We start from the raw sequence: 24,075 nt of genomic DNA on the forward strand, positions 1-24,075 counted from the left end.
GCACGGCGCACGGCGCCGCCGGTGGCAACGGCGGCAGCAGCCTGTGGCTCGGCAACGGCGGGGCCGGCGGAGCGGGCGGTAACGCCGACGCCCCTGGCGACGCCGTGGGCGGCGTGGGCGGCAAGGGCGGCGACGGGGGCAAGCTGCTCGGCGACGCGGGGACCGGCGGGGCCGGCGGCACAGCGACGAGCGCGGACGGCAACGCCACTGGTGGCGACGGCGGTAAGGGTGGGTTCATCGGAGTCGAGGGCAATGTCGCCCAAGGCGGCGCCGGCGGCGACGCTCAAACCACGAACGGTAACGCCGCAGCCGGTGCGGGCGGTGACGGTGGAAGCAGCCTTTGGGACGGATTCACCGGCCACGGCGGAAACGGCGGCAACGCAACCACCGTCAAGGGTGACGCCACCGGCGGCGACGGCGGCAACGGCGGCAGTACCGGCTGGGACGGCTTCGGCGGCAACGGCGGCAACGGAGGCACCGCCACAACCACCACCGGCAATGCGACCGCTGGTAACGGCGGCGACGGTGGCGCCGGCGGCTGGAGCGCGATAAGTGGATCGGGCGGTCACGGCGGCAACGCCACCACAGGCACCGGCACTGCGAACGGCGGTCACGGCGGCAAGGGCGGCGACTCGCTGCCCCTGAGCTTCAATTCGCCGGGTGGTAACGGCGGCAATGGTGGCGATGCAACGGCCACCACAGGAGCCGGTCACGGCGGCAACGGCGGTCGTGGAGGCGTCGGGCAGCTGGGCGGTCCGAACGGCACCAACGGCACCGGTGGCACTGGAACCGGAAGTGACAGCGGCTCCTCCAATGGCAGCGATGGCGGTTCGGGGGGCGGCAGCGGTTAGACCGGATTGGCCTGCCACAGTTGAGAAATCGACAGACCCGCGTGCTGCAGTAGACGCCGGGTCAGCGGCAGGCCGATGCCGATCACCGATGACGGGTCGCCCTCGACTCCGTCGATGAACCAGCCGCCGAGGCCGTCGAGCGTGAATCCGCCGGCCACGGCCAGCGGCTCCCCGTGCTCGACGTACGCGTCCAGGTCGGCCGCAGATGGGGTGCCGAACCTCACTGTGGTACAGGTTGCGTCGGCCGCACGGTAGGTGATCACGTTGTCGCGCAAGCGAATTAGGCAGTGGCCGGTGTAGAGCTGGCCGGATTTGCCGGCCATCTGCCGCCAGCCATCGCGGGCCGCGTCCGCCGACGCCGGCTTGCCCAGTAGTACGCCGTCGCGGTACAGCATCGAATCACAGCCGATAACAACGCAATCCGCGGCGACATCTGGGTCCAGCGCATGCGCGACGGCATCGGCCTTGGCCGCGGCCAGCGCAGTGGTCACGTCCCCCGGGGTCGCCTCGGGATCCAGCCGCGCGATGACGGCGTCCTCGTCTACCCCAGAGACGCTGACAAGCGGATCGATTCCGGCCTGGCGCAAGACTTTGCGGCGGCCCGGCGAGGCCGACGCGAGCACCACCCGGGTCATTTCCGCATGTGCGTCCGTTCCAGCAGCGTCACCCGCTGCCAGCTGAACGTCGTGTAGCGCAGCCGATCCACCGGGTGTCCCCACAGGTTCTGCTCGGCCTCGCGCGGCTCCTCCGGGGTGCCAGCCGCCGCGGCGAGCACCGCGAGCAGCGCCGCGAGTTCGTCTTCGGTCGGCTCGCCCTTGACGATATTGATATGTGCGTCGTGCGCGTGCGGATCGGGGGCCGCAACCGCGTTCTCGTCGCTCATAGTGGAATGTTCCCGTGCTTCTTCGGCGGCACCTGTGCGATCTTGCGTTCCAGTAGCCGCAGCGCCGTGGCCACGTAACCGCGGGTGTGCGACGGCGGGATGACCGCATCGACATAACCGCGCTCCGCGGCGATATACGGGTTCACCAGAGTGTCCTCGTAGTCCTCCTGCAACTGCAGCCGCAGCGCGTCGACGTCCTCGCCCTTCTTCGCCGCCTCCTTGAGCTCAGGGCGGTATACGAACCCGACCGCGCCCGAGGCGCCCATCACGGCGATCTGGGCTGTCGGCCACGCCACGACGACGTCGGCGCCCATGTCCTTTGACCCCATCACGCAGTACGCGCCGCCGTAGGACTTGCGGGTGATCACGGTGACCTTGGCGACGGTCGCCTCACCGTAGGCGTAGAGCAGCTTGGCGCCGCGGCGGATGATGCCGTTGTACTCCTGGTCGGTGCCCGGCAGGAAGCCAGGAACGTCGACCAGCAGCACGATAGGGATGTTGAAGCAGTCGCAGGTGCGGATGAACCTGGCTGCCTTCTCCGAGGCGTTGATGTCCAGGCAGCCCGCGAACTGCGTCGGCTGATTGGCGACGATGCCGACTGGACGTCCCTCGACGCGGCCGAAGCCGACGAGGATGTTGGTGGCGTAGCCGGCCTGCACCTCGAGGAACTCGTCGTCGTCGAGGATGCGGGTGATCACCTCGTGCATGTCGTATGGCTGGTTCGGCGAATCGGGGATCAGCGTGTCGAGGTCGATGTCCTCGTCGGTCAGGTTCTCCTCGATTGCGCCGGGATGCGGTGGCGCTGGATACCGTGGCGGGTCGCTGAAGTTGTTTGAGGGCAGGTAGCTCAGCAGGTCGCGGACGTAGTCGAACGCATCCTGCTCGCCGGAGGCAACGTAGTGCGCCGTGCCCGATTTGGCCATGTGGGTGTGAGCGCCGCCGAGTTCCTCCATCGTGACGTCCTCGCCGGTGACGGTCTTGATCACGTCCGGGCCGGTGATGAACATCTGGCTGGTCTGGTCGACCATGATGACGAAGTCGGTCAGTGCGGGGGAGTAGACGTGGCCGCCGGCCGCAGCACCCATGATCAGCGAGATCTGCGGGATCACGCCCGAGGCCTTGATGTTGTTGTGGAAGATCTTGCTGTAAAGGCCGAGCGAGACGACGCCCTCCTGGATGCGCGCGCCGGCGCCGTCGTTGATGCCGATGAGCGGACGGCCGGTCTTCAGCGCCAGGTCCTGGACCTTGACGATCTTCTCGCCGTAGACCTCGCCGAGGCTGCCGCCGAACACGGTGGCGTCCTGGGAGAAGATGCAGACCTCGCGGCCGTCGATGGTGCCGTAGCCGGTCACCACCCCGTCGCCGAGCGGGCGTTTGTCGGCCAGGCCGAAGTTCGTGCTGCGGTGCCGGGCCAGCGCGTCGAGTTCGACGAACGAGTCCTCGTCCAGCAGCGCCAGGATGCGCTCGCGGGCGGTCAGCTTGCCCTTGGCGTGGACCTTCTCGACCGCTGCCTCACCGACCGGGTGCAGGGTCTTCTCGGTCCGCTTACGCAGATCGGCGAGCTTGCCCGCGGTGGTGTGGATATCGATCTCGTGCTCGGAAGCCGGCTCGGTAACGCTCGTCATGGTCGTCGATCTTATCGACTCCTTAGAGTGTTCTCTCAGGCAGGCTTGCGCAGCACCACTACGGCGAAGCTCGTCAGCGACGGCATCGGGTGCTTGAGGAGGAAGTTGCTCTTCGCGCGTTCGACGGCGTCAAGCGGCTTGATGTAGTGGTAGTAGTGGTGCCCGAACGTGGCGTGGTATTCCTCGACCTGGAATCCGATGCGCTCGAATCGCCGCTTCGCGCGCCGGGTCGGGCCGTTGGTCCAGCGGTAGTACGCCGGGAACTTCTCCAGATTCTCCGAGTTGATCCGCCCAGGCTGCACCTTATCGAGGAGCTTGCGGGCCAGGTCCTCGGGGATGAGCTTGTTCACCATGAACGGGAAGGTGAACATCGTCGGGAAGTAATGCACCGACAGGCCGCCCGGCCGCAGCAGTTTGAAGCAGTTCTCGTGGAACACACGGGGATTCGGCAAGTGTTCGCACAACATCTTGGAGAACACGAGGTCGTAGGAGCCAAGGCCGTCGTTGATCGGCCGGCACAGGTCGGCCACGCGTGTCTCGACATCGCCCGTGGCCTTCGACAGTTCATTGGCCGAAATGTCGACGACGATGCGGTGCTCGGCGAAGCCCCACTTCTCGAGGTCGCCGACGAACGGGTTCGCGCCGCCACCGAGTTCGGCGACCGTCTTGACGTTGTTGCGCCGCGCCAGATCCAGAACCTGATCCTCGTAGCCCTGCCACAGCGACGTCATGTCCGTGTAGTTAACCCGGCCCCTGATTGTGGTCACTGAACCGACGGTGTCGTTCGCCATCTGCCCACTTTCGATAAGTTGTTTGCCGGGACGTCACACTATACATCGCGAACGGGGCCGCACGCTGGTCGGTGACGGGGCGATGCGAGTCACATCGGCGGCGCGCGCGGACGCCGAAAAACCCGGTATCTGAGAGCGCGACCAGGCAGGTTCGCGACGAATTTTCATTTGCTGCTCGGCGCGTCATTGTGGTGTGCAATGTGATGCCAGCCAGCTAAATGCATATCAAGTCGTCATCTACGCGCACGTCAATCATGGTGCAGGCGCGTATCGCGGGCGGTGGGGCAACGGCAGTGCCGCATTCCCAACCGGACTCGTGATCGCCCGCCCCGACCGTTGACCGACGTCGCGCAAGGATGCCCAGCCTGCGGCGGCGCCGACGAGCAAACCGTCCCGGCGCGGGTACCAAAGTTCTGCGGTAGCTTGTGACCGAGACAAGTTTGCGGTTCTATATATGGCTGCGGGTGTGAAAAGCCATCCCGTTCATATGTCCGCAAATAGACCAGCGAAGCCTTTCAAGGGGATTATCACCGTGCACGCGAACCGCAAATATGATGGCGTTGACGGGCCTCGAGTTGCGATCGCGCACGACTACCTCACCCAGCTCGGCGGTGCGGAAAAGATCGTGCTGTCGATGAAGAAGGCTTTTCCCGACGCTCCGATCTACACCATGCTCTACGACCCGGCTACGACGTATCCGGAGTTTGCCGAGTGCGACGTCCGGACACCGTGGGCCAACAAGATAGGCCTGTTGCGCAAATACCATCGCGCGGGCTTGCCGTTGTTTCCGTTGATCGCGCGCTCGGTGCACATCGACGCGGACATCGTGCTGACCAGCACCAGCGGCTGGGCGCACGGATTCCGCACCAACGGCCGCAAGCTCATCTACTGCTATTCGCCGGCACGCTGGCTGTATCTGTCCGATAAGTACCTGGGCGAAGAAGCAGGGTTCATCAAGCGTGCCGGGCTGAAACTGAGCGGGCGATACCTCAAGGCGTGGGACCGTCGCCAGGCGCTGGCCGCGGACAAGTACCTCGCGATCTCGACGTTGATCAAGGGCCGGATCGCCGACACGTATGGTATCGACTCGGAGGTCATGTTCGCGCCGGTCGCCATGTCGCGGTCGTTTGAGACCGAACCGATCCCTGATCTGCAGAGCTGGTTTCCGACGGAAAAGGATGCCGACGGCGGCTTCTACCTTGTGGTGTCGCGGCTGCTGCCGTACAAGAACGTCGACGTCCTCGTCCGCGCTTTCGCCGGCACCGATCGACGGTTGGTGGTCGTCGGCAAGGGGCCCGACGCCGAGCGGCTGCGCGCGATGAAGACGCCGAACGTGATGATGCTGTCCGATCTGACGGACGGCCAGATGGCCTGGCTGTACAAGAACTGCCGCGCGCTGCTGGCGGCCAGCTACGAGGATTACGGGCTGACCCCGATCGAGGCAGGAGTGTGGGGCCGCCCGAGCGTCGCGCTGCGCTTCGGCGGGTTTCTCGACACCATCGACGAGGGCGTCACCGGTATGTATTTCGACGAGCCTGAACCCCGTGCGATCGCAGAGGCGCTGGACCGCTTCGAGGCCACGTCGTTCGACGCGGACAAGATCCGCAGCCACGTCGAGCAATTCACCGAGGAAGTCTTCACCGAACGGCTGCACGCCGCGGTGGACCAGCTGGCGGCGGTTGATGTCGACTGACCGACCCGGCGGCGTTGCGCTGATCACGGGGGTGACCGGTCAGGACGGTAACTACCTGTCTGCGCTGTTGTCGGACAAGGGGTACGCGGTACGCGGTGTGCGCAGGGCCGACCTGCTGGACCACGAATCCATTGCGCGGGTCATCGACGAGACCGAACCCGACGTTGTCTTCCACCTTGCCGCGATCTCCTCGGTCGCCGCATCGTGGGACGACCCGACGGCGACCACTCGAGTGACCGCCTTGTCGACCGCGGCCCTGCTCGACGGATGCCTGCGCACGCAGGACCGCACCGGCCGAAAGATCACCGTGGTCAACGCGTCCAGTTGCGAGATCTTCGCCGGCTCCGAGGACTCGCTGCAGACCGAAGCCACTGCGCTGCAGCCGATTTCGCCATACGGCGCGGCAAAAGCGTTCGGGCACATGATGTGTCAGGTCTACCGGGCCAAAGGGCTCGAAGCGTCCAACGCCATCCTGTACAACCACGAGTCGCCGATGCGGCCCGAGCGGTTCGTCACCCGCAAGATCACCAAGGCGGTAGCCGCCATCGCCGCCGGCCGTCAGGACCGGCTAGTGCTCGGCGACATGACCATCAAGCGCGACTGGGGCTGGGCACCTGACTACGTCGACGCCATGTACCGGATGGCCGTGCACGGCAAGGGTGACGACTTCGTGGTAGCGACGGGCGAGACCCATTCGATCGGCGATTTCGTCGCCGAGGCGTTCGCGGCGGCCGGCATCACCGATTGGCAGGACCGCGTGCGCAGCGATTCGGCACTGCACCGGCCCGCCGATCGCCCCGCCATGGTCGGCGACGCGGGCAAAGCCGCCGCGATCCTCGACTGGCGGCCCACCACACGCTTCCCCGACATCGTGGGGGCTATGGTTGTTTCGGATCTACGACAGGAGCAAAGTCCGTGAGCGTCGAACCCCAGACAGCGGATCCCGAAGACGTCGCCCGTAAACGTGCTGCTGCGCCGGGTTTGAAGATGCCGCCGGAACCGGAGTGGGTGCTCGGTCCGGATGGGCGTGTGGTCGATTTCAAGATGCAGGGCATGGGCGTTGCGCGTAAGGCGCGCAATCGTCTTGGTGAATTGATCTTCAACATGTTCATCACCCATATCCCGTCGCACACCATCCGTCAGGGGTATCTGCGGTTGATGGGTGCCACCATCGGCAAGCATTCGGCGATCATGCGGGCCACGACGATTCTGGATATCGAGTTCCTCACCGTCGGCAACGGCACCACGGTCGGATCCCGTTGCCTGCTCGACGCGCGGGCGGGTCTGTGGATCGGCGACAATGTCATCATCGCCGCCGATGTGCACATCCTCGGCGGCGGACATGACATCAACCATCCGGATTTCTTGCCGGTGCCGATCCCGACGGTCATCGAGGATTACGTGTGGATCGCCAGCCGCGCGATGGTGCTGCCATCGCTGATCCGCCGCGGCGCGGTCGTGGGGGCACAGGCCTTGGTGATCAAGGATGTCGGTGAATGCGAGGTGGTCGGCGGGAATCCGGCCAAGGTGATCTCCAAGCGCAATCCCGACGCGCTGCGCTACACCGGCCGCTTCCGCCCGCTGTTCTGGTGATGATGACGACGACAACGCTTTCCGACTATCGGCTGGTGTTCGTCGGCCCCGCCCTGCATCAGACGGCGGTCGGCGACTACGCGGAAAATCTGATCGACGCGCTGCGGCCTTACGTTGGCGAGCTCGTCGAGCACCGCACGCTCGGACCCGGCGGTGACAGCGTTCGCGACCTGTGGCGCCATCGCAAGGCCGTCAAGGAACTGGTTGCCCAGGGGCCGCCGGGGCGGGTGCTGGTGCACGCCGAACTCGCCGCGGGTGGGCTGGTGCCGTTCTGGTCGACGGTCGGCCTGCGCGGGGTGCCCGTCACGGCCACCGTGCACGACCCGCCGCAGGGCATCTGGTGGCCGGCGCGTACCAAGTTCGTCGCCCAGCACCGGCTGATCATGCACGGCCTGCACTATCCGCTGCGCCCGGTGTCGCGAGCTCTGGAAGGAGCTGTCAACGGGCATCGAATGATCTTCGCGCTCAGCAAGATCGGGCGCCATTCGATCGACGTGACCTATCCGAACACCACCACGGTGTACGTGCCGTACCTGGTGTGTGATCGGGCGGCGATCAAGCCCGCAGAGAACCGGCCCAAGGCCATCGGCTTCTTCGGCCACGTCTACCGCGGTAAGGGCTTCGATCAGATCGCCCGTATCCGCCGCGAACTTCCGGACGACATCATCATCCGCTGTGCAGGCCGAGGGACCGAGTCGCTGCCCCGCGCGGATGGCGTCGAGATCGTCGGCCCCGTCGACGGACCCGACGAGGACGCCTTCTTCGAGTCGGTGCGGACCATAGTCATCCCGTACGGCAAACGACACTTCTACGCCGAGACCTATCCGGCGTCGTCGGTGGCCGCGCACGCGCTGGCTTACCGCACACCGATTGTGTGTACCGGCTACGGCTCGCTCGCCGAATTCGGCGAGGAGACCGGGGCGGTCGTCGTGCCGATGAACGAGGGCGACGACGTCCGCGCGATCCCGCCAGGGTTCTCGGACGCCATTGCCTCGCTGGTCAACGATGAGGAGCGGCTCGCCAAGCTCGGCGCCAATGCCGATCGCACCCGGCAAGAGCGCTCGGCGCCGCGGACGGCGGCGGCCTATGCCGAGGCGTGGTCGGAGATGCTGACGCGGGGAGCGCAAGGATGATTGTTCGGGGATTACGACAGGAGCAAAGTTCGTGAGTGTAGAACCCCAGACCGCGGATCCCGAGGACGTCGCCCGTAAACGTGCTGCCGCGCCGGGTCTGAAGATGCCGCCGCCGCCCGAGTGGGTGCTCGGTCCGGATGGCCGGGTGGTGGATTTCAAGATGCAGGGCATGGGATTTGGGCGCAAGGCGCGCAATCGTCTTGGCGAGTTGATCTTCAACATGTTCATCACCCATATCCCGTCGCACACCATCCGTCAGGGGTTTCTGCGGTTGATGGGTGCCACGATCGGCAAGCATTCGGCGATCATGCGGGGCACCACGGTTCTGGATATCGAGTTCCTGACGATTGGCAACGGCACCACGGTCGGGCTGCGTTGTCTGCTTGACGCGCGGGCGGGTCTGTGGATCGGCGACAACGTGACCTTGGCGAGCGATGTGCACGTCCTCGGCGGCGGTCATGACATCAACCATCCGGATTTCTTGCCGGTGCCGATCCCGACGGTGATCGAGGATTACGTGTGGATCGCCAGCCGGGCGATGGTGCTGCCGTCGTTGATCCGCCGCGGCGCGGTCGTCGCCGCACAGGCCTTGGTGGTCAAGGATGTCGGTGAATGCGAGGTGGTCGGGGGGAATCCGGCCAAGGTGATCTCCAAGCGCAATCCCGACGCTCTCCAATACAGCGCGAAGTACCGGCCGCTGTTCTACTGATGTCCCCCGAGTTAAACGAGTACCGCTTGGTCTATGTCAGACCGGCGGAGGGCCGCACAGCGGTGGGGGACTACAGCGTGGATTTCGGCAAGGCGATCCGGCCGCACGTCGGTGAGATCGTCGAGGTGCGCACAGGCGGCCCGCTCGCGGACTCGGTGGCCGACATCAAGCGCTATCGCCGGATGGTCGCCGACGCCGTAGCCCAGCGGCCCGGCCGGGTGCTGGTTCACGCCGAGCTGGCCGCCGGTGAGACAGGCGCATTCTGGGCGATCGCCGGCCTGCGGGGCATCCCGGTCACAGCGACGCATCACGATCCGCCACAAGGAGTTTGGTGGCCGGCGGGTATCAAGAGCCTCGCCAGGAGCAGGCTGATATTCCACGGCATCCACTATCCGTTGCGTCCAGTGTCCGCCGCTGTTGAGGGCGCGGTCAATGGGCGCCGAACGTTGTTCGCGCTCACCGAAACCGGGCGACGTTCCATCGAGCGGCGCTACCCGCGTTCTCGTGCTATTCATGTGCCACACATCGTCCGCGACAGGCCGGCCATCGAGCCTGTCCAGAATCGCCCAAGAGCAGTCGGATTCTTCGGACATGTCTATCGCGGCAAGGGCTTCGAGCTGGTGTCACGCATCCGCGAACAGCTACCCGACGACATCGCGATCCGGGTGGCGGGGCGGGGGACCGAATCGCTGCCACGCGTGCCCGGTATCGAGGTCGTCGGCCAGGTCGATGGACCCGACGAGGACGCGTTTTTCGAGTCGATCCAGGCGGTGCTGGTGCCGTACGGCAAGCGGCACTGGTACGACGAGACGTACCCGGCATCGGGTGTGGTGGCGCACGCCACCGCGTATCGGACGCCGCTGATCTGTACGGACTATGGCTCACTGGCCGAGCTCGACGACAAGGCCGGAGCGATCGTGGTGCCTACCAACCCGGCCAAACCACAGGCGATCGCAAGGGATTTGACGGTCGCAGCTACCTCGCTTCTCAACAATCGCGCCCGGCTGACCGAGCTCGGTGAGTACTCCGAGAAGACCCGTCAGGCCCGCTCGGGTGCACGCACGGCTGAGGCGTTCGCCGCGGCGTGGTCGCAACTGCTGGCGCGGCACGGTGTCTGAGGTCTCCGCGCCCGAAGCGGCACCGCGCAACATCGCCAAGACGCTTCTGGCGCTGGCGTGGATCTACGGCGGCCGCGGGCTGGGCCTGCTGTGGACGCTGGTGATGATCCACAAGTTGGGTGTCGACGACTACGGCCAGTACGGCATGGCCGTCGCACTGAACGCGATCGTCGGCCCGTCGCTTGACAATTCGTTCTCGGTGCGCGCCATCCGCGAGTCGGAGGAGCGCTTCCTGCGCGAGCGGGTGACGCGTTTCCTCGTCGCCGTCACCTTGATCGCCATCGGCGTCGGCCTTGTCGGGGAGGTCTATTTCGCCGGCTTCGGTCTGATCGTCGCCGGCGGTGAGATCGCGCTCAACGTCGTCAAGAGCCGATCGGCCCGCGACGGCCATCCCGACCGGGTGTATCGAATGGACACCGCCAGGCAGTTCACCGGCATCGGGATGGGCACCGCATACCTGTACCTCGCGCCGGCGCCGACCTTGCTCGGCGCCAGCCTGGCCTACTGCACGCCCTACGCGGTGATCATCGTGTTGGCCGCGTTCGCCGCGGGCCGGCATCGGCCGGGGCTGCCAGGGCCGCCGCGGCTGATGGCCGCGCTCACCGGCGAAATGCTGGGCACCGCCGCGTATCTGCAGGGCGACGTGCTGCTGCTCGGCGCCCTGACCAACAGCACCACCGTCGGCTATTACACATTGACGTGGGTGGCGGCCGCCGCGGTCGCGGCCGCGGGTCAGTCCTTCGGCATGACCTATCACGAGCCGCTGCGCGAGGCCAACGGTGACCTGTCGGCGGCCCCGCCGCTGCGAAACACGTTGGGCATCGCGGCGATCGGCGGCACACTGATATTCCTGATCGGCGTCGGTCTGCTGATCTCGCCTGCGCCCACCGAACTGGCCGTCGCGATGATGGTGATGTCCGGATTCGCGACGCTGCGCATCGTGGTGTCGGTGTTCCAGGTCGTCCTGTATACGCAGCGACGCGATGTGATGCGGTTGACGGCCGCCATCTCGCTTGTGCCGTTCAAGCTCGGGCTGCTCGCGGTGCTGTCCTTCTTGGGCGCCGTCGGTGCGGCGATCTCGTCCACGGTCACCGACGCCGTGCTGCTGCTCGTCTTCACCTACGCGCTGTATTGGCAGAGGAAAAAGTGACCAGAGCCAGCTTTCTGCTCTCCAAGGACCCCGTCTTCGAACACACCGGTGACATCGCGCTGGCGCGGATGCTGATGCAGTTGGCCGCCGATTCCTTCGAGGTGTCCGCCATATGCCTGTCGCGCGAATCCGGCACGACGACAGCTGATCTCGTGCCAGGCGGGCTGCCGTTGCGCCGGGTGCGCAAATCGGAGATCCAGCCACGCAGACTGCTGACCACCTCGCTGCGAACCCGCCGCAGCCTGGTGCACGTTCGTTTCGACACCGACGACCTGGTCGAGGCGATCGAGGAGTCCGACGCCGACGTGTTCGTCGCCGAACACAGCTATATGGCCGAATCATTCTTGCGCAGTGGGCATTTCGGTACACGAAAGCTCGTCGTGAACACCAACGTGACCGAGTCGTTGGTATGGCGCGCCACCAGGGGCGTTCTCGGCCGGGTCGAGGAACCGCGGCTGCTGCGCGACGAACTGCGGGTGGCGCTCGCGGCGGACGCCGTCGGGACGTATGACGCCGAGGAGGCGACGTTCTACCGGGGCAGGGGCGTGCGGGGCGTGCGCTTCCTCGATATCACCATGCCGCCCGGCGATCAGGTCGACGTGTCTGCGACGCCTCGGCGGCTGGTCTTCATGGGCACCCGCGACTGGCCACCGAATCAGGAAGCGTTCCTGCATGCGCTGAAGCTGTGGCCCGCGATCGCGGCCGGTATTCCGGACGCAGAGTTATGCATCGTCGGCGCGAAGAAGCCGGGTGCGGCCGATCCCGACTATCCCGAAGGCGTTCGCGATCTCGGGTTCGTCGACGACCTGCACGCATTTCTGGGCAGCTGCCGGGCGATGGTCGCCCCGATCAAGACCGGCGGGGGAGTGCGCGTCAAACTGCTCGACGCGATCAGGATCGGCCTTCCGGTGGTGGCCACCACGCCGGCGATCGGATCTCTCGGTCCGATATTCAACCTGACCCCTGTCGACGACGACGCCGCGTTCATCGCGGAATGCCGCCGCCTGCTGACCGACCGCGACGCCGCGGTCAAGGCCGGCAATCTGCTGTTCGACATCAACACGGACCGGTGGGAGCAGCGCCTTCCGCACCGAGCGGTAGAGGCCCTGCTGCGCGCCGAGGATGTGGCCGCCGACGCTACGTGAGGGTGACTTTGAAGCCCACCCACGGCATCCACGTCATGTAGCCGTGCTGGAAGTTCACTTGGCTACCACCGTTGACGTAGATCTCATCGCTGGTGGCCAGGCCCAGCTGCGGCACCCACGCCTGGGCGAAGCCGAAGCTGGCCCAGTGCACGCCGGTGGCCTGCGACCACCACACCCGAAAGCCGTTGGCGCCGTTGAAATCCTGCCAGCCGTTGGCGAAGGAGGCGTTGGGTGTCGCATTGCGGGCCACCGCGAAATCGGCGACCGGCTTGGGCGAGGAGAAGATCCCGTTGGGTGCCTCGAATAGGGTGTTCACGGTCCGGATCTGAGCCCACATCGTCGGGGTCGCCTTGAACACCGGGCTCAGCACGCTGCCGTGGACCGGATCGGTGATCTTCGAAAAGCGCTGGAACTCAGCCGACTTGGGCACACCCGCCGCAATGGCGGCTTGCAGGGCCTGCTGAGCGGGCTTGGGTGTCCAGTCGGACCGGAAGACGCCGAACGTGTCGTCGGCGGTGGTGCTCGCGGTGTTGCGGTCACGGGTGGTGTAAAACATCAACGGACCGGTGTAAGGCATCTCCTGCCACTTGGTGTACATGTCCGTCAGAAACGCGGACTGAGCGGCGGGATCGCTGATCGAGGTCGGTTGGCCGTACTCGGTGTTCCAGATCTTCTTGCCGGAGTCGCCGTTGGAGATCATCGCCTGCCGCATCTGCATGAGTTGGTTCACAGGCGAATTCGCTTGGGGAACACCGTCGGAGAACTTCAAGTAGTAGTGGTACGGGTGAAACGACAACGCGTCGAAGTAGTTCTTGGCACCCGCGGTGTACATCTGGTTCACGAACTTGACCGGGTCCATGGCGAAGGTGCCCCAGTCGATGACCGCTCCGAGCACACCGGCGATGACCGTGGCGGTTGAATCGACCGCCTTGATCTTCGGGTACGCCGCCTTGAGCAGATCGGTGTAGCCGGCCGGATCCGGCTGCGGCGAGTAGAAGTAGGCCGAATTGGGCTCGTTCCAGATCTCGTACGCCGACACCTTGCCCTTGTATCGAGTCGCCACCTTCGCGGCGAAATCCCCATAGGCCGCAGGCGACGCGGGTCTGCCGCTGATCGGCTGAGCACCGGGCGCGACGGCCCACCCCGGTGTGGAGTTGATGAAGCCGATCACGGACATCCCCTTGGCCGCCGCCGCGTTGATGGTCTTGTCGACCGTCGACCAGTTCAGCTGCCCCTGAAACGGCTCGACACCAGCCCAGGGAATCATCAGGCGGACCGTCTTTACATTGGTCGAGCCCATTATTTGCAATGTGTGGTCGACGTCAGCCGGTGTCATACCGTAAATATCTGAGTCGGCAAACCCAATTGTGGTGGGCAACGGGTTGATGTTCGCGCTCTCGGCGACGATAACGCGCCGTGGCGAATCCGGGGGAAGCACCACGGCGACGGCAAGAGCGCAAACAACTCCGGTGACAATCGCAGCGGCAATTGTGCTGACCCGACGAAGCCGGCGGCTCCTGCCTGAGCGCACGGGTTACCTCCAGCTTTTTTGCGACAGGAAGCGCCGTTATGACGCGAGTGTGCCTTTAGTGTGCCGTAGCAAGCACCTTTTCTTCAGCATGAGTTGTGGTGTGTCGCAACGAATCCGTGGTTGCCGACGAATCGCTTACGCAAATGTCAATTTATGGCACGCCCACCCTGGGCGCCTCCTGCGGCGTTGAGACGGCATCTGTCTGAGTTGACTTGCGTCGCAGCGCTTCCCTGCGTTCGCGGTCAATATAGACAAGAAACGCCAGCATGATCGAATACAGGAGCACGATCTGCGCAATGTCCGCGGTCCCATGGTCGAGTTGCATTCCGACAAAACAGAACGCGATGAACACGCCGCCGTAGAGGGCCCAGGGTAACGAGTTCGAAATTATCGCGCGGTATGCCATTACGCAGCCGACGATCATAACGGCGAGAAATGCGAGACCGGTGATGATTCCCCCGCGATAGACGGTAATCAACGGCGCGTTCGACACGAGGTTCAGCGTGTACGAGTATGAGGGATCGAGGAATTCGCGCCTGCCCCAGCCGTGCCCGAACAGCCAGTTCCCCGACATCTGACCGGGGAAGTTGTGCAAGGCGTCCAGGCGTGATGTGGAACCGGCGTCATCGCTACGGAACGATGACAAGATTCGTCGGCGGACCGGCGAGATCAGGAAGCACAAACCGGCGATGAGCCCCAGGCTGGCGATCGTCGCGATGCGGTCGCGCGACCGCATCGTGTGGAAAATCAGCACGAGGACGATGCCAACGACGAATGTCCCAATGCTCTGCCGACTGAGAGTCAGCGCCAAAGCGGCCGTGATCACTGTCGTGAGGACCACCCGGCGCCAGCCTGCAAACAGCAGAATGCAGAGTGCCAGGGCGACCATCAAGTTGAGTCCGGCGCCGTTTGGCTCCACCCACGTGCCGCCCAAGCGCTGCGTTCGCGACGCACCTTCGTTCGTATATGCGTAAAAACCCACCGTATATTGCTCGAGGTATCCGAATGCGCGTAGATATCGGAAAGACGCGTGGTTTTGATCGAATGCGATGAGATAGAAGCCGAAGATCCCGTTGAGCGCCGCGCCGCATACGAATATGCGCCCGAAGGTAGCCAGGTGCTGCTGCGAAAGCTGAAGCAGCGGAAATATCATCGACATCGCGATAAGCCACCGAACGAAAATCGACACATCGGCGAGTGACTGGTAGTTCGCGACAACCGATAGGCCGGAAGTGATGATCAACGCCAAAACGGCCAGCTCGAGCGGATGTGGAGAACGAGCGAACCGGGGGTGAAGGATCGATGCAAGCAGGCACCCGAACGCCAACGGTAGATAAAGCGGTAAGTGGGCACCGGGAATGCGGCCGTATTGAAGTACCGCCATCACGGCGGCCAAGGCCCAGAACAGCCACAGCGGATGTCGTACGCCCACATAAACGGCCACAATTAACCCCACAAGGCCGACAACACCGAGCATCGACAGCTTGCCGAAGGACATTGCCAGCCACACCGTTGCAGCTATCACAGCAACGATCCCGGCGGATACCATATGATTGCGGAGCTGATCCCAGCGGGTGTTCACGGAGACCATGCTCTCAGCTCGACCAGCTAAGCTCAATCCCGGCTGGCCGGACCGTGTTAAAAAGCGGTCGCTGGGGTCGGGAGCGCTAGCCTGACAACCGTTAGGACGCCCAATTCGAGGGGACGACGTTGGAGATCAAAGAATACCTGCGCATATTCGCCAGGTACTGGTGGGTGATCGTGATCCTTACAGCAGTTGGCGCGGCCATCGGCTGGGGGACCTGGCAGTTCACCGACCGCGAGTATCAGTCCACGGCCACCCTGTTCGTCGCCACGCAGAACGGGACGACGGTCACCGAGGCGTACCAGAACAACCTGTTCTCCCAAGAGCGCGTGGTCTCGTATGCCGGCCTTGCCGCCAGCGAACAGGTCGCGGCGCGGGCGGTTGACCAGTTAAAGGCGCCGATCTCATCGGAGGAGCTGCGTTCCAAGATCTCCGCCGCGCCCGTTCCGCAAACGGTCCTGCTGAATGTCAGCGTGACCGACCCCGATCCGACGCAGGCCCAGACTTATGCCAACGCCGTCGCCGATCAGCTCGTCGGGCTGGTCAGTGAACTCGAAACGTCGCGGCGCGGCGGCACCCCGGCGGCCGGCGCCGTCGTGGTCGACGAGGCCGCGTTCCCGACGTCGCCGCTCGGCTTGGGCATGCTGCTCCGCATCGGTCTCGGCGCGGCCGGTGGTTTGGCCGTCGGGATCATCGTCGCGATCCTGGCCGGTGTCCTGGACAAGCGGGTACGTGGCCGGGAACCGGTCGAGAAATCCAGCGGTTCGTTGGTTATCGGCGCACTGCCGCTCGACCCGTCCCGCGAAAAGGTTGACGTCGCCGACCTGGCATCTGACGACTTGTATGCAGAGCGGCTCCGCGAGCTGCGGACCAATTTGCGCTTCGTCGTACCGGCAAACGGTGATGACGCGCCAAGGGTGATTGCTGTGGCCAGTCCCCGCCGGCAGGAGGGCCGGACCACGACGGCCATCGACCTGGCCGCGGCCCTGGCTGAATCGGGTCGCTCCGTCATCCTGGTCGACGGCGATCTGCGCAATCCCGAGTTGGCCGACCGACTTCCCCTCAACGGCCCGATGCGCGACGGCGCCAACTCCCGCGGATTGAGCACAGTGCTGGTGGGGGAGAACAGCCTCATCGAGGCCGTCATCTCTGACGTCTCGGTCGGCCACCACACGATCGCGTTGCTTCCCGCCGGGCCGGCTGCCGCGCGTCCGGGTGAACTGTGGGCCAGCCAGCGTGCGGAGAAATTGCTCGACGAACTTGCCAACGGATACGACTACGTCGTGATCGACACCCCGCCGCTGGATGCGTACAACGATGCTGCCGTCGTCGGGGCGTTGTCAGACGGGGCGCTTCTACTGGCGAGGATCCGCAAGACGACCACATCGGCGCTGCGCCGCGCCGTGCAGTCGCTGCAGGCTGCCAACGTCGGGGTGATCGGCACCGTCGTCACGTTCGAACCCGGCAGCCAACGCCGGCTGCGTCGCGACCGCAAGGAAGGGGCGACAGCCGCGTCGGGCGGTGATCGGTCGGCGCGCAACGTGAGCCCAGCGGCCGACGGCGACGCCGATACGACAACGATCAACCAGAGCGGCCTGGTCGGCTCTACAGGCTCACCACGGTCGGCGCGCAGGCACGGGGCCGGCTGATCGTGCGAACACGGGCCATCGCAGCGCTCCTCGCGGTGATGGCGGTGCTGGCTGGCTGCTCCGATGACGGAGTGGCGCCGTCTCTCACCTACGACCGGCCGCCGCGCGACGAACTCACGCCCGGCTTCGTCGGCGCGCCCACCCTGCCGCCCCCGGACATGACCAACGACGGACCAGGCTCACTGGTGAGCGTCGAGCCCTATACCGACGCCAACATCGAGGGCGCCAATGCCACGGCGGTCAAGGTGGTGTACCGGTCAACGTCCGGTGTCGACGGCGCGGCAACCGAGGTGTCCGGCGTGGTGGCGGTGCCGCCAGGCATGCCCCCCAAGGGCGGCTGGCCGATCCTCTCATTCGCCCATTCGCTGATCGGCGTGACGCCCAAGTGCGCCCCGTCGATGGCGGAGGGACTGTGGGGTTACTCACAGACCACGGCCACGCTGGTGGGCCGCGGCTTCGTGGTGGCACTGCCCGACTATCAGGGACTGGGCACTCCCGGCGGCGGCCGGCATTCCATCGTCGACGCAGCGACGTTGGGCAACAACGTGATTGACGCGGCGCGGGCGGCGCGACGGGTACTGCCGTCGGCGAGCACGCGGTGGGCGGCGTTCGGCATCGGCGAAGGCGGCCTAGCGGCGTGGGCTGCGGCGGAACGGGCCGGAATCTACGGTGGCGGAATGGATCTCGTCGGCTCGGTGGCCCTCGCCCCATACGCCGATCTGTCCCCGATGGTCGACACGGCTACAAGCGGACAATTCGCGGGACCACAGCAGATTCAGATGTACATCCAGGTTCTGCAGAGTCTGGAAAACGCCGACCCCCGCTTCGACCTGGACGCACAGCGATCGGCTTCGGCCCGCCAGCAGTGGAATGTCCTAACTGACTGCGCGCCAAAGGATCCCCAGCAGGCGCAGCAGGCACTGACTCAACTCAAACCCGAAGACGTACGGCCACAAAGCCCCGCCGCGGTGGCGGATGCCCGACAGCGTCTGGCCGATGCGGCGTTGCCGGCCCGCTACCCCACGCCGGGATCGGCACCGGTGTTCGTCGTCTTCGGGACGGCGGACACCTCGACGCCCGCGTTGGGCATCCAGCAGGCCTTGGCGAGCGCATGCGCGAAAGGCGACCGCATCGAGGTCAACAAGCGCGCCGGGGATACCGAAGTCACCAACGATCAGATCATCCAGAGTGCGATCGCATGGATGTTCGCCCGCTTCGACGGGCAGCGCCTCGGCAATGTCTGCGTGGGTGCCACATGAGGCCGCCGTCGGGTGCTCCTCGCATCCGGGACTATCTGACCATCCTGCGTGATGGCTGGGTGGTGATCCTGTGCGCGACGCTGGTCTCGGCGGGCGTGGGGTTTTTCCAGTGGCGAATCGCCTCACCGGTGTACGTGTCGACCGCCAAGCTCTTCGTGGTGACGCCCGGCAGCGCCACCACGCTCGACGCGTACTACGGGGAGCTGACCGCGGAGCCGCGGGCGGCCACATTTCAACAGCTGGCGCGCAGCTCGCAGGTCACGTCGCGGACGATCGAGCAGCTGGGTCTTCCCGAAACGGCTGAAGAGCTGGCCGCGCACATCATCGTGCCACCCACCAATTCGGCGTTATTCGACGTGGTCGTCACCGGCACCGACGCGCAGCGCACACAGGAGGTTGCCAGTTCTGTCGCGGCGAACATGATCTCGCTGTCGCGTGAAATGGCGTCGGTTGATACGGTGCACACCGAATTGGTGCTGGTAGACGACGCTAGCCCAGCTCAGCGGCAGGGTTCGATGTGGAAGAACATCCTGACCGCGACGCTGCTAGGCTTCGCGTTGAGTATCGTACTGATAAGCGCTCGAGGGTTGCTGGAGGATAGACTCCTCGGCAGGGGGCAGGTCGACCGCGTTGTCGGCGAGGCGACTGCGGAAAGGAACAGATGATCCGGCCCCCATCAATGGTGTCTGTTGCCTGCGTGGTGTTGGCGGCCTGTTTCAGCATCGTTGGGTGTAGCGATGCGAAGCCCGCAGCGCCTGAACCTGCTGCGACGTCGGGCATCGACCTGAAACCTGACACCTCCGGCAATGGGGAAGTACCCGGTGCGCTCGCATCGGCGAGCACACTGCCCACGATCGACCGCAGGCTGAAATCCGTGACGTCGCTGGCCGCGCACATCCAGTACACGTCGACATCGGGCATCACCAACAACCGCACACAGGTCACCGGGACGGTGTTCGTCCCCAAGGGCAAAGCGCCCGACGGCGGCTGGCCCGTCGTCGTGTATGCGCACCCGACGACCGGCATCACCTCCGACTGCGCGCCGTCGCTGTCGCCGAATCTCCTTGGCGCCTCAGAACCGATCGCGGCATTGACCAAGGCCGGCTACATCATCGTGGTGCCTGATTACCAGGGGCTCGGGCTCGACAAGGACCGCCACCCCTATCTGGACTCCACCACCGTCGGCTACAACGTCATCGACGCGGTGCGCGCGGTGCGCCGGCTTGTCCCTGACTCGTCTGACCGCTGGCTTGCAGTCGGGGTGTCTCAAGGCGGCCAAGCCGCCTGGGCGGCCAACGAACTCGCCGGCAGCTACGACGCGGGCGGGCTGAAGCTGCTCGGCACCGTCAGCCTGTCACCGGCCACGAACATCAGCGGCTTTGCCGAGGGTGCCGCATCCGGCACCCTGACCAAGGAACAGCAGGCCGCGCTGCCGTTGATCCTGTCGTCACTTGCCAACGAGCATCCGGACTTTCACCTCGACGACTATCGGCGCGGCGTCGTCGAGCAGCGATGGAACTCGTTGACCTCATGTGAGGGACCGGCCATCGCAGACCGGGCCAAGGTGATCGACGACATCAGCCCCGACGATCTGCGGCCCGCCAACCCACAGGCGGTCGACACACTGCGCGCATATCTGCAGAAGCGCGGCCTGCCGCAGCGTCCGGCCACCGCGCCGATGCTCGTGATCTACGGCGGTATGGACACGCTGACGCCGGGCAATTGGACCGACCAGGCCCTTGAAGCGGCCTGCGGGATGGGCGACGTGATCGACATTCAGTTCCAGCCCGACAAGGGGCACAGCGACATCGACGTGACCTACTCGTTCGGCTGGATCAACGACCGTTTCGCCGGCGTGCCGGCGGCCAACAGCTGCGAATCCTTCACGTCGGCCCGGCAGGCGATCGAGCAGCCCGTCGCACCTGCCGGTGAATCGAATTACAGCGAGAGTGACACCGGAGAGACTGGAGGAGGCGAATGACGGCCGAGTTCACCGCGATACCGCCGTCGATTCCGCCGGCACCGCCATCGCCCGCTGTCACCCGTACGAAGGCGCGAATCATCGGGCTCGACGGAGCGCGTGGACTGTCGTGCATGGGTGTCGCGATCATGCATGTCACCGGGCACTACTCGCCGCACACCTCCGCGACGTGGAAGACCAATCTGGTCGGCCTGTCTCTGATCTTCTTTTATGTGCTCAGCGGGTTCCTTCTGTTCCTGCCCTATGTCAGGAAATTGACTGAGGAACGCGGTACTGCCAACGCGCCGAGCGCCGCCAACTTCGCGATGCATCGTGTCGCGCGGATCCTGCCCGGCTATCTGGCGATCTTCTTGATTTGCAACTTCGTCTTCCAAATCGTCTACGTCCAGAATCCGTCGCTGCAGCCATTGGGGACCGAAGACGGCACCGGGATGATCACCGATCCGTGGCAGTTGCTCGCCAACCTGACGCTGGTGCAGTCCTACATCCCGGAGTACTTCCAGACCGGCCTGAACCCGTCATGGTCACTGACCCTGGAATACGCGTTCTATGTTTCCGTCCCGCTGCTCGGGGCGTTGCTGTTCGCGCTGCGGAAGCGGACGTCGACGCGGCCACTCATGCTGGCCTTGCTCGCCCCGGTCCTCTTGATCACGATGGCGTTCATCGGGCGCTCGCTCGTCCCGATGATGGTGCATCGGTCTGGCATCACCGACCGGGTGTTGCTCGACTGGGGTCCCAACTGGATCGCTGTGTTCACCAAGACCTTCCTGACCAACGCGGACACCTTCGCAATGGGAATGCTCGCGGCGGTCGTGATCGTCGCCATGGAGCAGTTCACGATGTCGGAGCGGGTCAGCCGCCGGGTGCGGTTGTACAGCGTGCTCGCGATCATCCCGGGGACCGCTCTGTTCCTGTGGCTGCTCGCCAGTGCCAGCCAGTTCGTGACGAGCGGCATCGCCTTGGTGTGCGGCTTGATGATCCTCGTCATCGTCGCGCCGCTGGCGCGCGGCGAAGACTCGGCGATCGCGCGTCATCTCGACAGCGCGCCACTTCGATTCATCGGTAAGGTCTCATTGTCGGCATATCTCTGGCACTTCCCCCTGATGCTGTTGTTGGGCCGCTGGGGCTTGATGGCCGGCGACTCTGTTCCCGGAATGTTTAGGAATGTCGTCGTGGTACTCACCGTGACACTTTTGGTCTCGGCCGTGACCTACTATCTCGTCGAGCAACCGGCCATGAATTGGGCGAAGCGGTATCGAGCTAGGTGGGCGTGATGCGCCGAGCGGTGCTGTGGATCAGCGCCGCCGCCGCGGTCGTGCTGGTGCTCGCTTCGTTGCCGTTGATCTGGAAGTTGGGCGTGCGCTTGCTGGAGAACACCAGGCACGGCGCCGAGGGCGACCCGGTCCCGATCCAGACGGCCGACCTGTCCGGTTCGGGCCCTGGGACATTGGTGAGCGCGATGACGATGCCGTCGTTCACCCGTACCGGCGACGGCAAGCTCGTGCAGGCCGCCCGCGTCGTCTACCGCTCGACGTCCGGGGACACCGGACTGGAAACAGTTGTGTCGGGATCGGTGTTCACGCCACTTGGGACGCCGCCGGACGGCGGCTGGCCGGTAGTCGCACTCGGCCACGGCACGACCGGCATCAATGAGCCCTGCGCACCGTCAGGGTCCGACTCGCTGCTCGGATTCTCCACCGCTGTCGCTGGATTCGCGAAGATGGGATACGCGGTCGCGCTCGCCGATTATCAGGGGCTTGGGGCAGCCGGGGTGCACCCCTACACCGATGCCAAAACGGCGGGGCTGAACATGATCGACTCTGTGCGGGCGCTGCGCCACACCTTCAAGAACGTGTCGAACCGATGGGCCGCGGTCGGCGGATCGCAGGGCGGTGGCGCGTCATGGGCGGCCGACGAGCAGGCCGCCACCTACGCGCCCGAGCTCAATCTCGTTGGCGCCTTGGCATATTCGCCCGCGGTCGACATATCGGGAATGGTCGACAAGTCACAGGCCCGCACTTTGACCGACGATCAAGAGGCGGCGTTTCAGGCGATCATCGAGTCGCTGGCGCGTTTGCACAAAGACTTGAACAGGGACGACTACCGGCGTGGCGGCGCCGCCAAGTATTGGGACGTGCTGTCGGCCTGCGCGGGCCCCAAAGTCGGTGATCGTAAGGCGGCCATCGACGCCGTGCAGCCGGGTGATCTTGGGCCGGTGACACCCGCTGCCGCGAACCGCCTGCGCGACCTGCTCAAGGCGTGGGCACTTCCGCAGCAGCGACTTTCGGCGCCGCTGTCAGTGGCCTATGGCGGTCAGGACACATATATCGACGCCCAGTGGACCACCGATGCCATCGCGCGCGCATGTGCGCTGGGCGGAACGGTGGTGTGGCAGCTGCAACCCGACAAAGGGCATGGCGATGTCGACATCGCATCCCAATTCGCTTGGATGGCAGACAGATTCGCGGGAAAGCCGGTGGCCAATGAGTGCCCGTAGGAATCCCGACGGGGATTACGCGCTGTGGCTGCAGCTCCTGGTTCAGGCCAAATGCGTGGTGAAGCGCAGGATCGCCAAGCCCGGCATTGCCGTGCAGCGTCCCGAACAGCCGTACTTGATCGTGGCGCTCCTCGGGCAGTCGAACGCGTATGGCATGGGTGTTGGCCTCGACCCGACGGGGCTGGATCGACCGCATCCGCTCGTACACCAGTGGGCAATGTCCGGGCCGTCGAAGGGCACCGCGGTCGCCGGCGTCGATCCGTTGTTTCATGAGGTGCCCGGCAAGGGTGTCGGCTTCGGTGTGACGTTCGCCAACCATCTGGCCGACGAGACAGGACGGGCGGTGCTGCTGATCCCCGGCGCGCGAGGCGACACTGCCTTCTCGCCGAAAAACGGCTACACCTGGGACGTCGACAACACCACCACGAGGACGAATCTGTACCACCGTGCGATATCGGCGATCGACGCGGCCATCGCCGCGTATCCCGGCAGCACCGTCGCGGTCGCGCTGTGGCATCAAGGCGAATCGGACGTACCGCTGATGGCCGCGTCGGTGTATCAGAAGAAGCTCGACCGGCTCATCGACGACATCCGTGCCCGCTACGGCCAGGATCTCCCGTTCCTCCTTGGGCAGATGGTGCCCGAGGAGATGGAACAGTCCCATAAGGACTATTCGGCGATCAACGCCGTGCACATCGACACTCCGAGCCGCCGGCCCCGCGCCGCGTTCATTGACGGTCCGGTCGGGTGCATCAACGGCGGCGAAGACCGCCACTACAACGCAGCGGGACAGCGTGAGCTGGGCCGCCGGATGTGGACGTCTTACAGCAAGATGTGCGCCGACCGCCTGGCGGGTTATGCGTCGGCTTGACCTTGACCGTG

Annotated in this window: 21 protein-coding genes and 1 pseudogene; 16 read left to right on the forward strand and 6 right to left on the reverse strand. The window is 65.2% G+C overall.

Annotated elements, in window-relative coordinates:
* Positions 1-851 (forward strand): annotated as a pseudogene (locus tag VJV41_RS08260) (hypothetical protein); the annotation flags it as partial.
* Here VJV41_RS08260 and VJV41_RS08265 read toward each other — a convergent pair.
* From VJV41_RS08265 to VJV41_RS08280, 4 genes are read right to left on the reverse strand one after another with little or no spacing between them, the layout of a single operon-like run.
* Positions 848-1,486 (reverse strand): Maf family protein, encoded by a 639-nt coding sequence (locus tag VJV41_RS08265; RefSeq protein WP_325332814.1) that lies wholly within the window; start codon positions 1,484-1,486, stop codon positions 848-850. The pseudogene VJV41_RS08260 and the gene VJV41_RS08265 overlap by 4 nt on opposite strands.
* Positions 1,483-1,734, reverse strand: a complete 252-nt coding sequence (locus VJV41_RS08270) for an acyl-CoA carboxylase epsilon subunit (protein ID WP_325332815.1) — start codon at positions 1,732-1,734, stop codon at positions 1,483-1,485. Before VJV41_RS08270 ends, VJV41_RS08265 begins: the two co-directional genes overlap by 4 nt.
* On the reverse strand, positions 1,731-3,359 hold the full coding sequence (locus VJV41_RS08275) for an acyl-CoA carboxylase subunit beta (protein ID WP_325332816.1): 1,629 nt from the start codon (positions 3,357-3,359) through the stop codon (positions 1,731-1,733). The genes VJV41_RS08270 and VJV41_RS08275 overlap by 4 nt, the downstream gene beginning before the upstream one ends.
* Positions 3,360-3,394: 35 nt before the next feature.
* On the reverse strand, positions 3,395-4,126 hold the full coding sequence (locus tag VJV41_RS08280) for a class I SAM-dependent methyltransferase (RefSeq protein ID WP_325332817.1): 732 nt from the start codon (positions 4,124-4,126) through the stop codon (positions 3,395-3,397).
* Between the two features lie 556 nt (positions 4,127-4,682).
* On the opposite strand from VJV41_RS08280, the gene VJV41_RS08285 reads away from it, so the two are divergent.
* The 8 genes from VJV41_RS08285 to VJV41_RS08320 are packed head-to-tail and all read left to right on the forward strand — an operon-like array spanning position 4,683 to position 12,691.
* Entirely contained in the window at positions 4,683-5,843 is a 1,161-nt protein-coding gene (locus VJV41_RS08285) for a glycosyltransferase (RefSeq protein ID WP_325332818.1), read from the forward strand.
* Entirely contained in the window at positions 5,833-6,762 is a 930-nt protein-coding gene (locus VJV41_RS08290; RefSeq protein WP_325332819.1) for a GDP-mannose 4,6-dehydratase, read from the forward strand. The genes VJV41_RS08285 and VJV41_RS08290 overlap by 11 nt, the downstream gene beginning before the upstream one ends.
* The gene (locus VJV41_RS08295) at positions 6,759-7,436 is read left to right on the forward strand and encodes an acyltransferase (protein ID WP_325332820.1); all 678 of its coding nucleotides are present in this window, start codon (positions 6,759-6,761) and stop codon (positions 7,434-7,436) included. The genes VJV41_RS08290 and VJV41_RS08295 overlap by 4 nt, the downstream gene beginning before the upstream one ends.
* A 2-nt stretch (positions 7,437-7,438) precedes the next feature.
* Positions 7,439-8,569: a glycosyltransferase gene (locus VJV41_RS08300; RefSeq protein WP_325332821.1), complete on the forward strand. Its 1,131-nt coding sequence runs from the start codon at positions 7,439-7,441 to the stop codon at positions 8,567-8,569.
* 31 nt (positions 8,570-8,600) lie between these two features.
* Positions 8,601-9,278: an acyltransferase gene (locus tag VJV41_RS08305; RefSeq protein WP_325332822.1), complete on the forward strand. Its 678-nt coding sequence runs from the start codon at positions 8,601-8,603 to the stop codon at positions 9,276-9,278.
* On the forward strand, positions 9,278-10,396 hold the full coding sequence (locus VJV41_RS08310) for a glycosyltransferase (protein ID WP_325332823.1): 1,119 nt from the start codon (positions 9,278-9,280) through the stop codon (positions 10,394-10,396). The genes VJV41_RS08305 and VJV41_RS08310 overlap by 1 nt, the downstream gene beginning before the upstream one ends.
* Positions 10,389-11,546, forward strand: coding sequence for a hypothetical protein (locus VJV41_RS08315; protein WP_325332824.1), 1,158 nt, complete (start codon positions 10,389-10,391; stop codon positions 11,544-11,546). The genes VJV41_RS08310 and VJV41_RS08315 overlap by 8 nt, the downstream gene beginning before the upstream one ends.
* The gene (locus VJV41_RS08320) at positions 11,543-12,691 is read left to right on the forward strand and encodes a glycosyltransferase (RefSeq protein WP_325332825.1); all 1,149 of its coding nucleotides are present in this window, start codon (positions 11,543-11,545) and stop codon (positions 12,689-12,691) included. The genes VJV41_RS08315 and VJV41_RS08320 overlap by 4 nt, the downstream gene beginning before the upstream one ends.
* Here VJV41_RS08320 and VJV41_RS08325 read toward each other — a convergent pair.
* A complete protein-coding gene (locus VJV41_RS08325; RefSeq protein ID WP_325332826.1) occupies positions 12,684-14,222 on the reverse strand; it encodes a cellulase family glycosylhydrolase in 1,539 nt (512 codons plus the stop codon). The two genes, VJV41_RS08320 and VJV41_RS08325, sit on opposite strands and share 8 nt — an antisense overlap.
* 151 nt (positions 14,223-14,373) lie before the next feature.
* Positions 14,374-15,813 (reverse strand): O-antigen ligase family protein, encoded by a 1,440-nt coding sequence (locus tag VJV41_RS08330; RefSeq protein WP_414684911.1) that lies wholly within the window; start codon positions 15,811-15,813, stop codon positions 14,374-14,376.
* A gap of 119 nt (positions 15,814-15,932) precedes the next feature.
* Between VJV41_RS08330 and VJV41_RS08335 the strand changes: the two genes are divergently transcribed.
* Genes VJV41_RS08335 through VJV41_RS08365 form a run of 7 tightly spaced genes read left to right on the forward strand, consistent with a single transcriptional unit; the run spans position 15,933 to position 24,064 of the window.
* A complete protein-coding gene (locus tag VJV41_RS08335) occupies positions 15,933-17,456 on the forward strand; it encodes a polysaccharide biosynthesis tyrosine autokinase (protein ID WP_325332828.1) in 1,524 nt (507 codons plus the stop codon).
* A 2-nt stretch (positions 17,457-17,458) separates the two neighbouring features.
* On the forward strand, positions 17,459-18,715 hold the full coding sequence (locus VJV41_RS08340; RefSeq protein ID WP_325332829.1) for a lipase family protein: 1,257 nt from the start codon (positions 17,459-17,461) through the stop codon (positions 18,713-18,715).
* Positions 18,712-19,380, forward strand: coding sequence for a YveK family protein (locus VJV41_RS08345; protein ID WP_325332830.1), 669 nt, complete (start codon positions 18,712-18,714; stop codon positions 19,378-19,380). Before VJV41_RS08340 ends, VJV41_RS08345 begins: the two co-directional genes overlap by 4 nt.
* Positions 19,377-20,696, forward strand: a complete 1,320-nt coding sequence (locus tag VJV41_RS08350; RefSeq protein WP_325332831.1) for an alpha/beta fold hydrolase — start codon at positions 19,377-19,379, stop codon at positions 20,694-20,696. Before VJV41_RS08345 ends, VJV41_RS08350 begins: the two co-directional genes overlap by 4 nt.
* Positions 20,693-21,970 carry an acyltransferase gene (locus VJV41_RS08355; RefSeq protein ID WP_325332832.1) on the forward strand — a complete coding sequence of 426 codons (1,278 nt, stop codon included), beginning with the start codon at positions 20,693-20,695 and terminating at the stop codon, positions 21,968-21,970. Before VJV41_RS08350 ends, VJV41_RS08355 begins: the two co-directional genes overlap by 4 nt.
* Complete coding sequence (locus VJV41_RS08360; RefSeq protein ID WP_325332833.1) at positions 21,970-23,193, forward strand: lipase family protein; 1,224 nt, start codon at positions 21,970-21,972, stop codon at positions 23,191-23,193. Before VJV41_RS08355 ends, VJV41_RS08360 begins: the two co-directional genes overlap by 1 nt.
* Positions 23,180-24,064, forward strand: a complete 885-nt coding sequence (locus VJV41_RS08365; protein WP_325332834.1) for a sialate O-acetylesterase — start codon at positions 23,180-23,182, stop codon at positions 24,062-24,064. The genes VJV41_RS08360 and VJV41_RS08365 overlap by 14 nt, the downstream gene beginning before the upstream one ends.
* Positions 24,065-24,075 lie beyond the last annotated feature (11 nt).

This window comes from Mycobacterium sp. (assembly GCF_035274705.1).
GTDB lineage: Bacteria > Actinomycetota > Actinomycetes > Mycobacteriales > Mycobacteriaceae > Mycobacterium.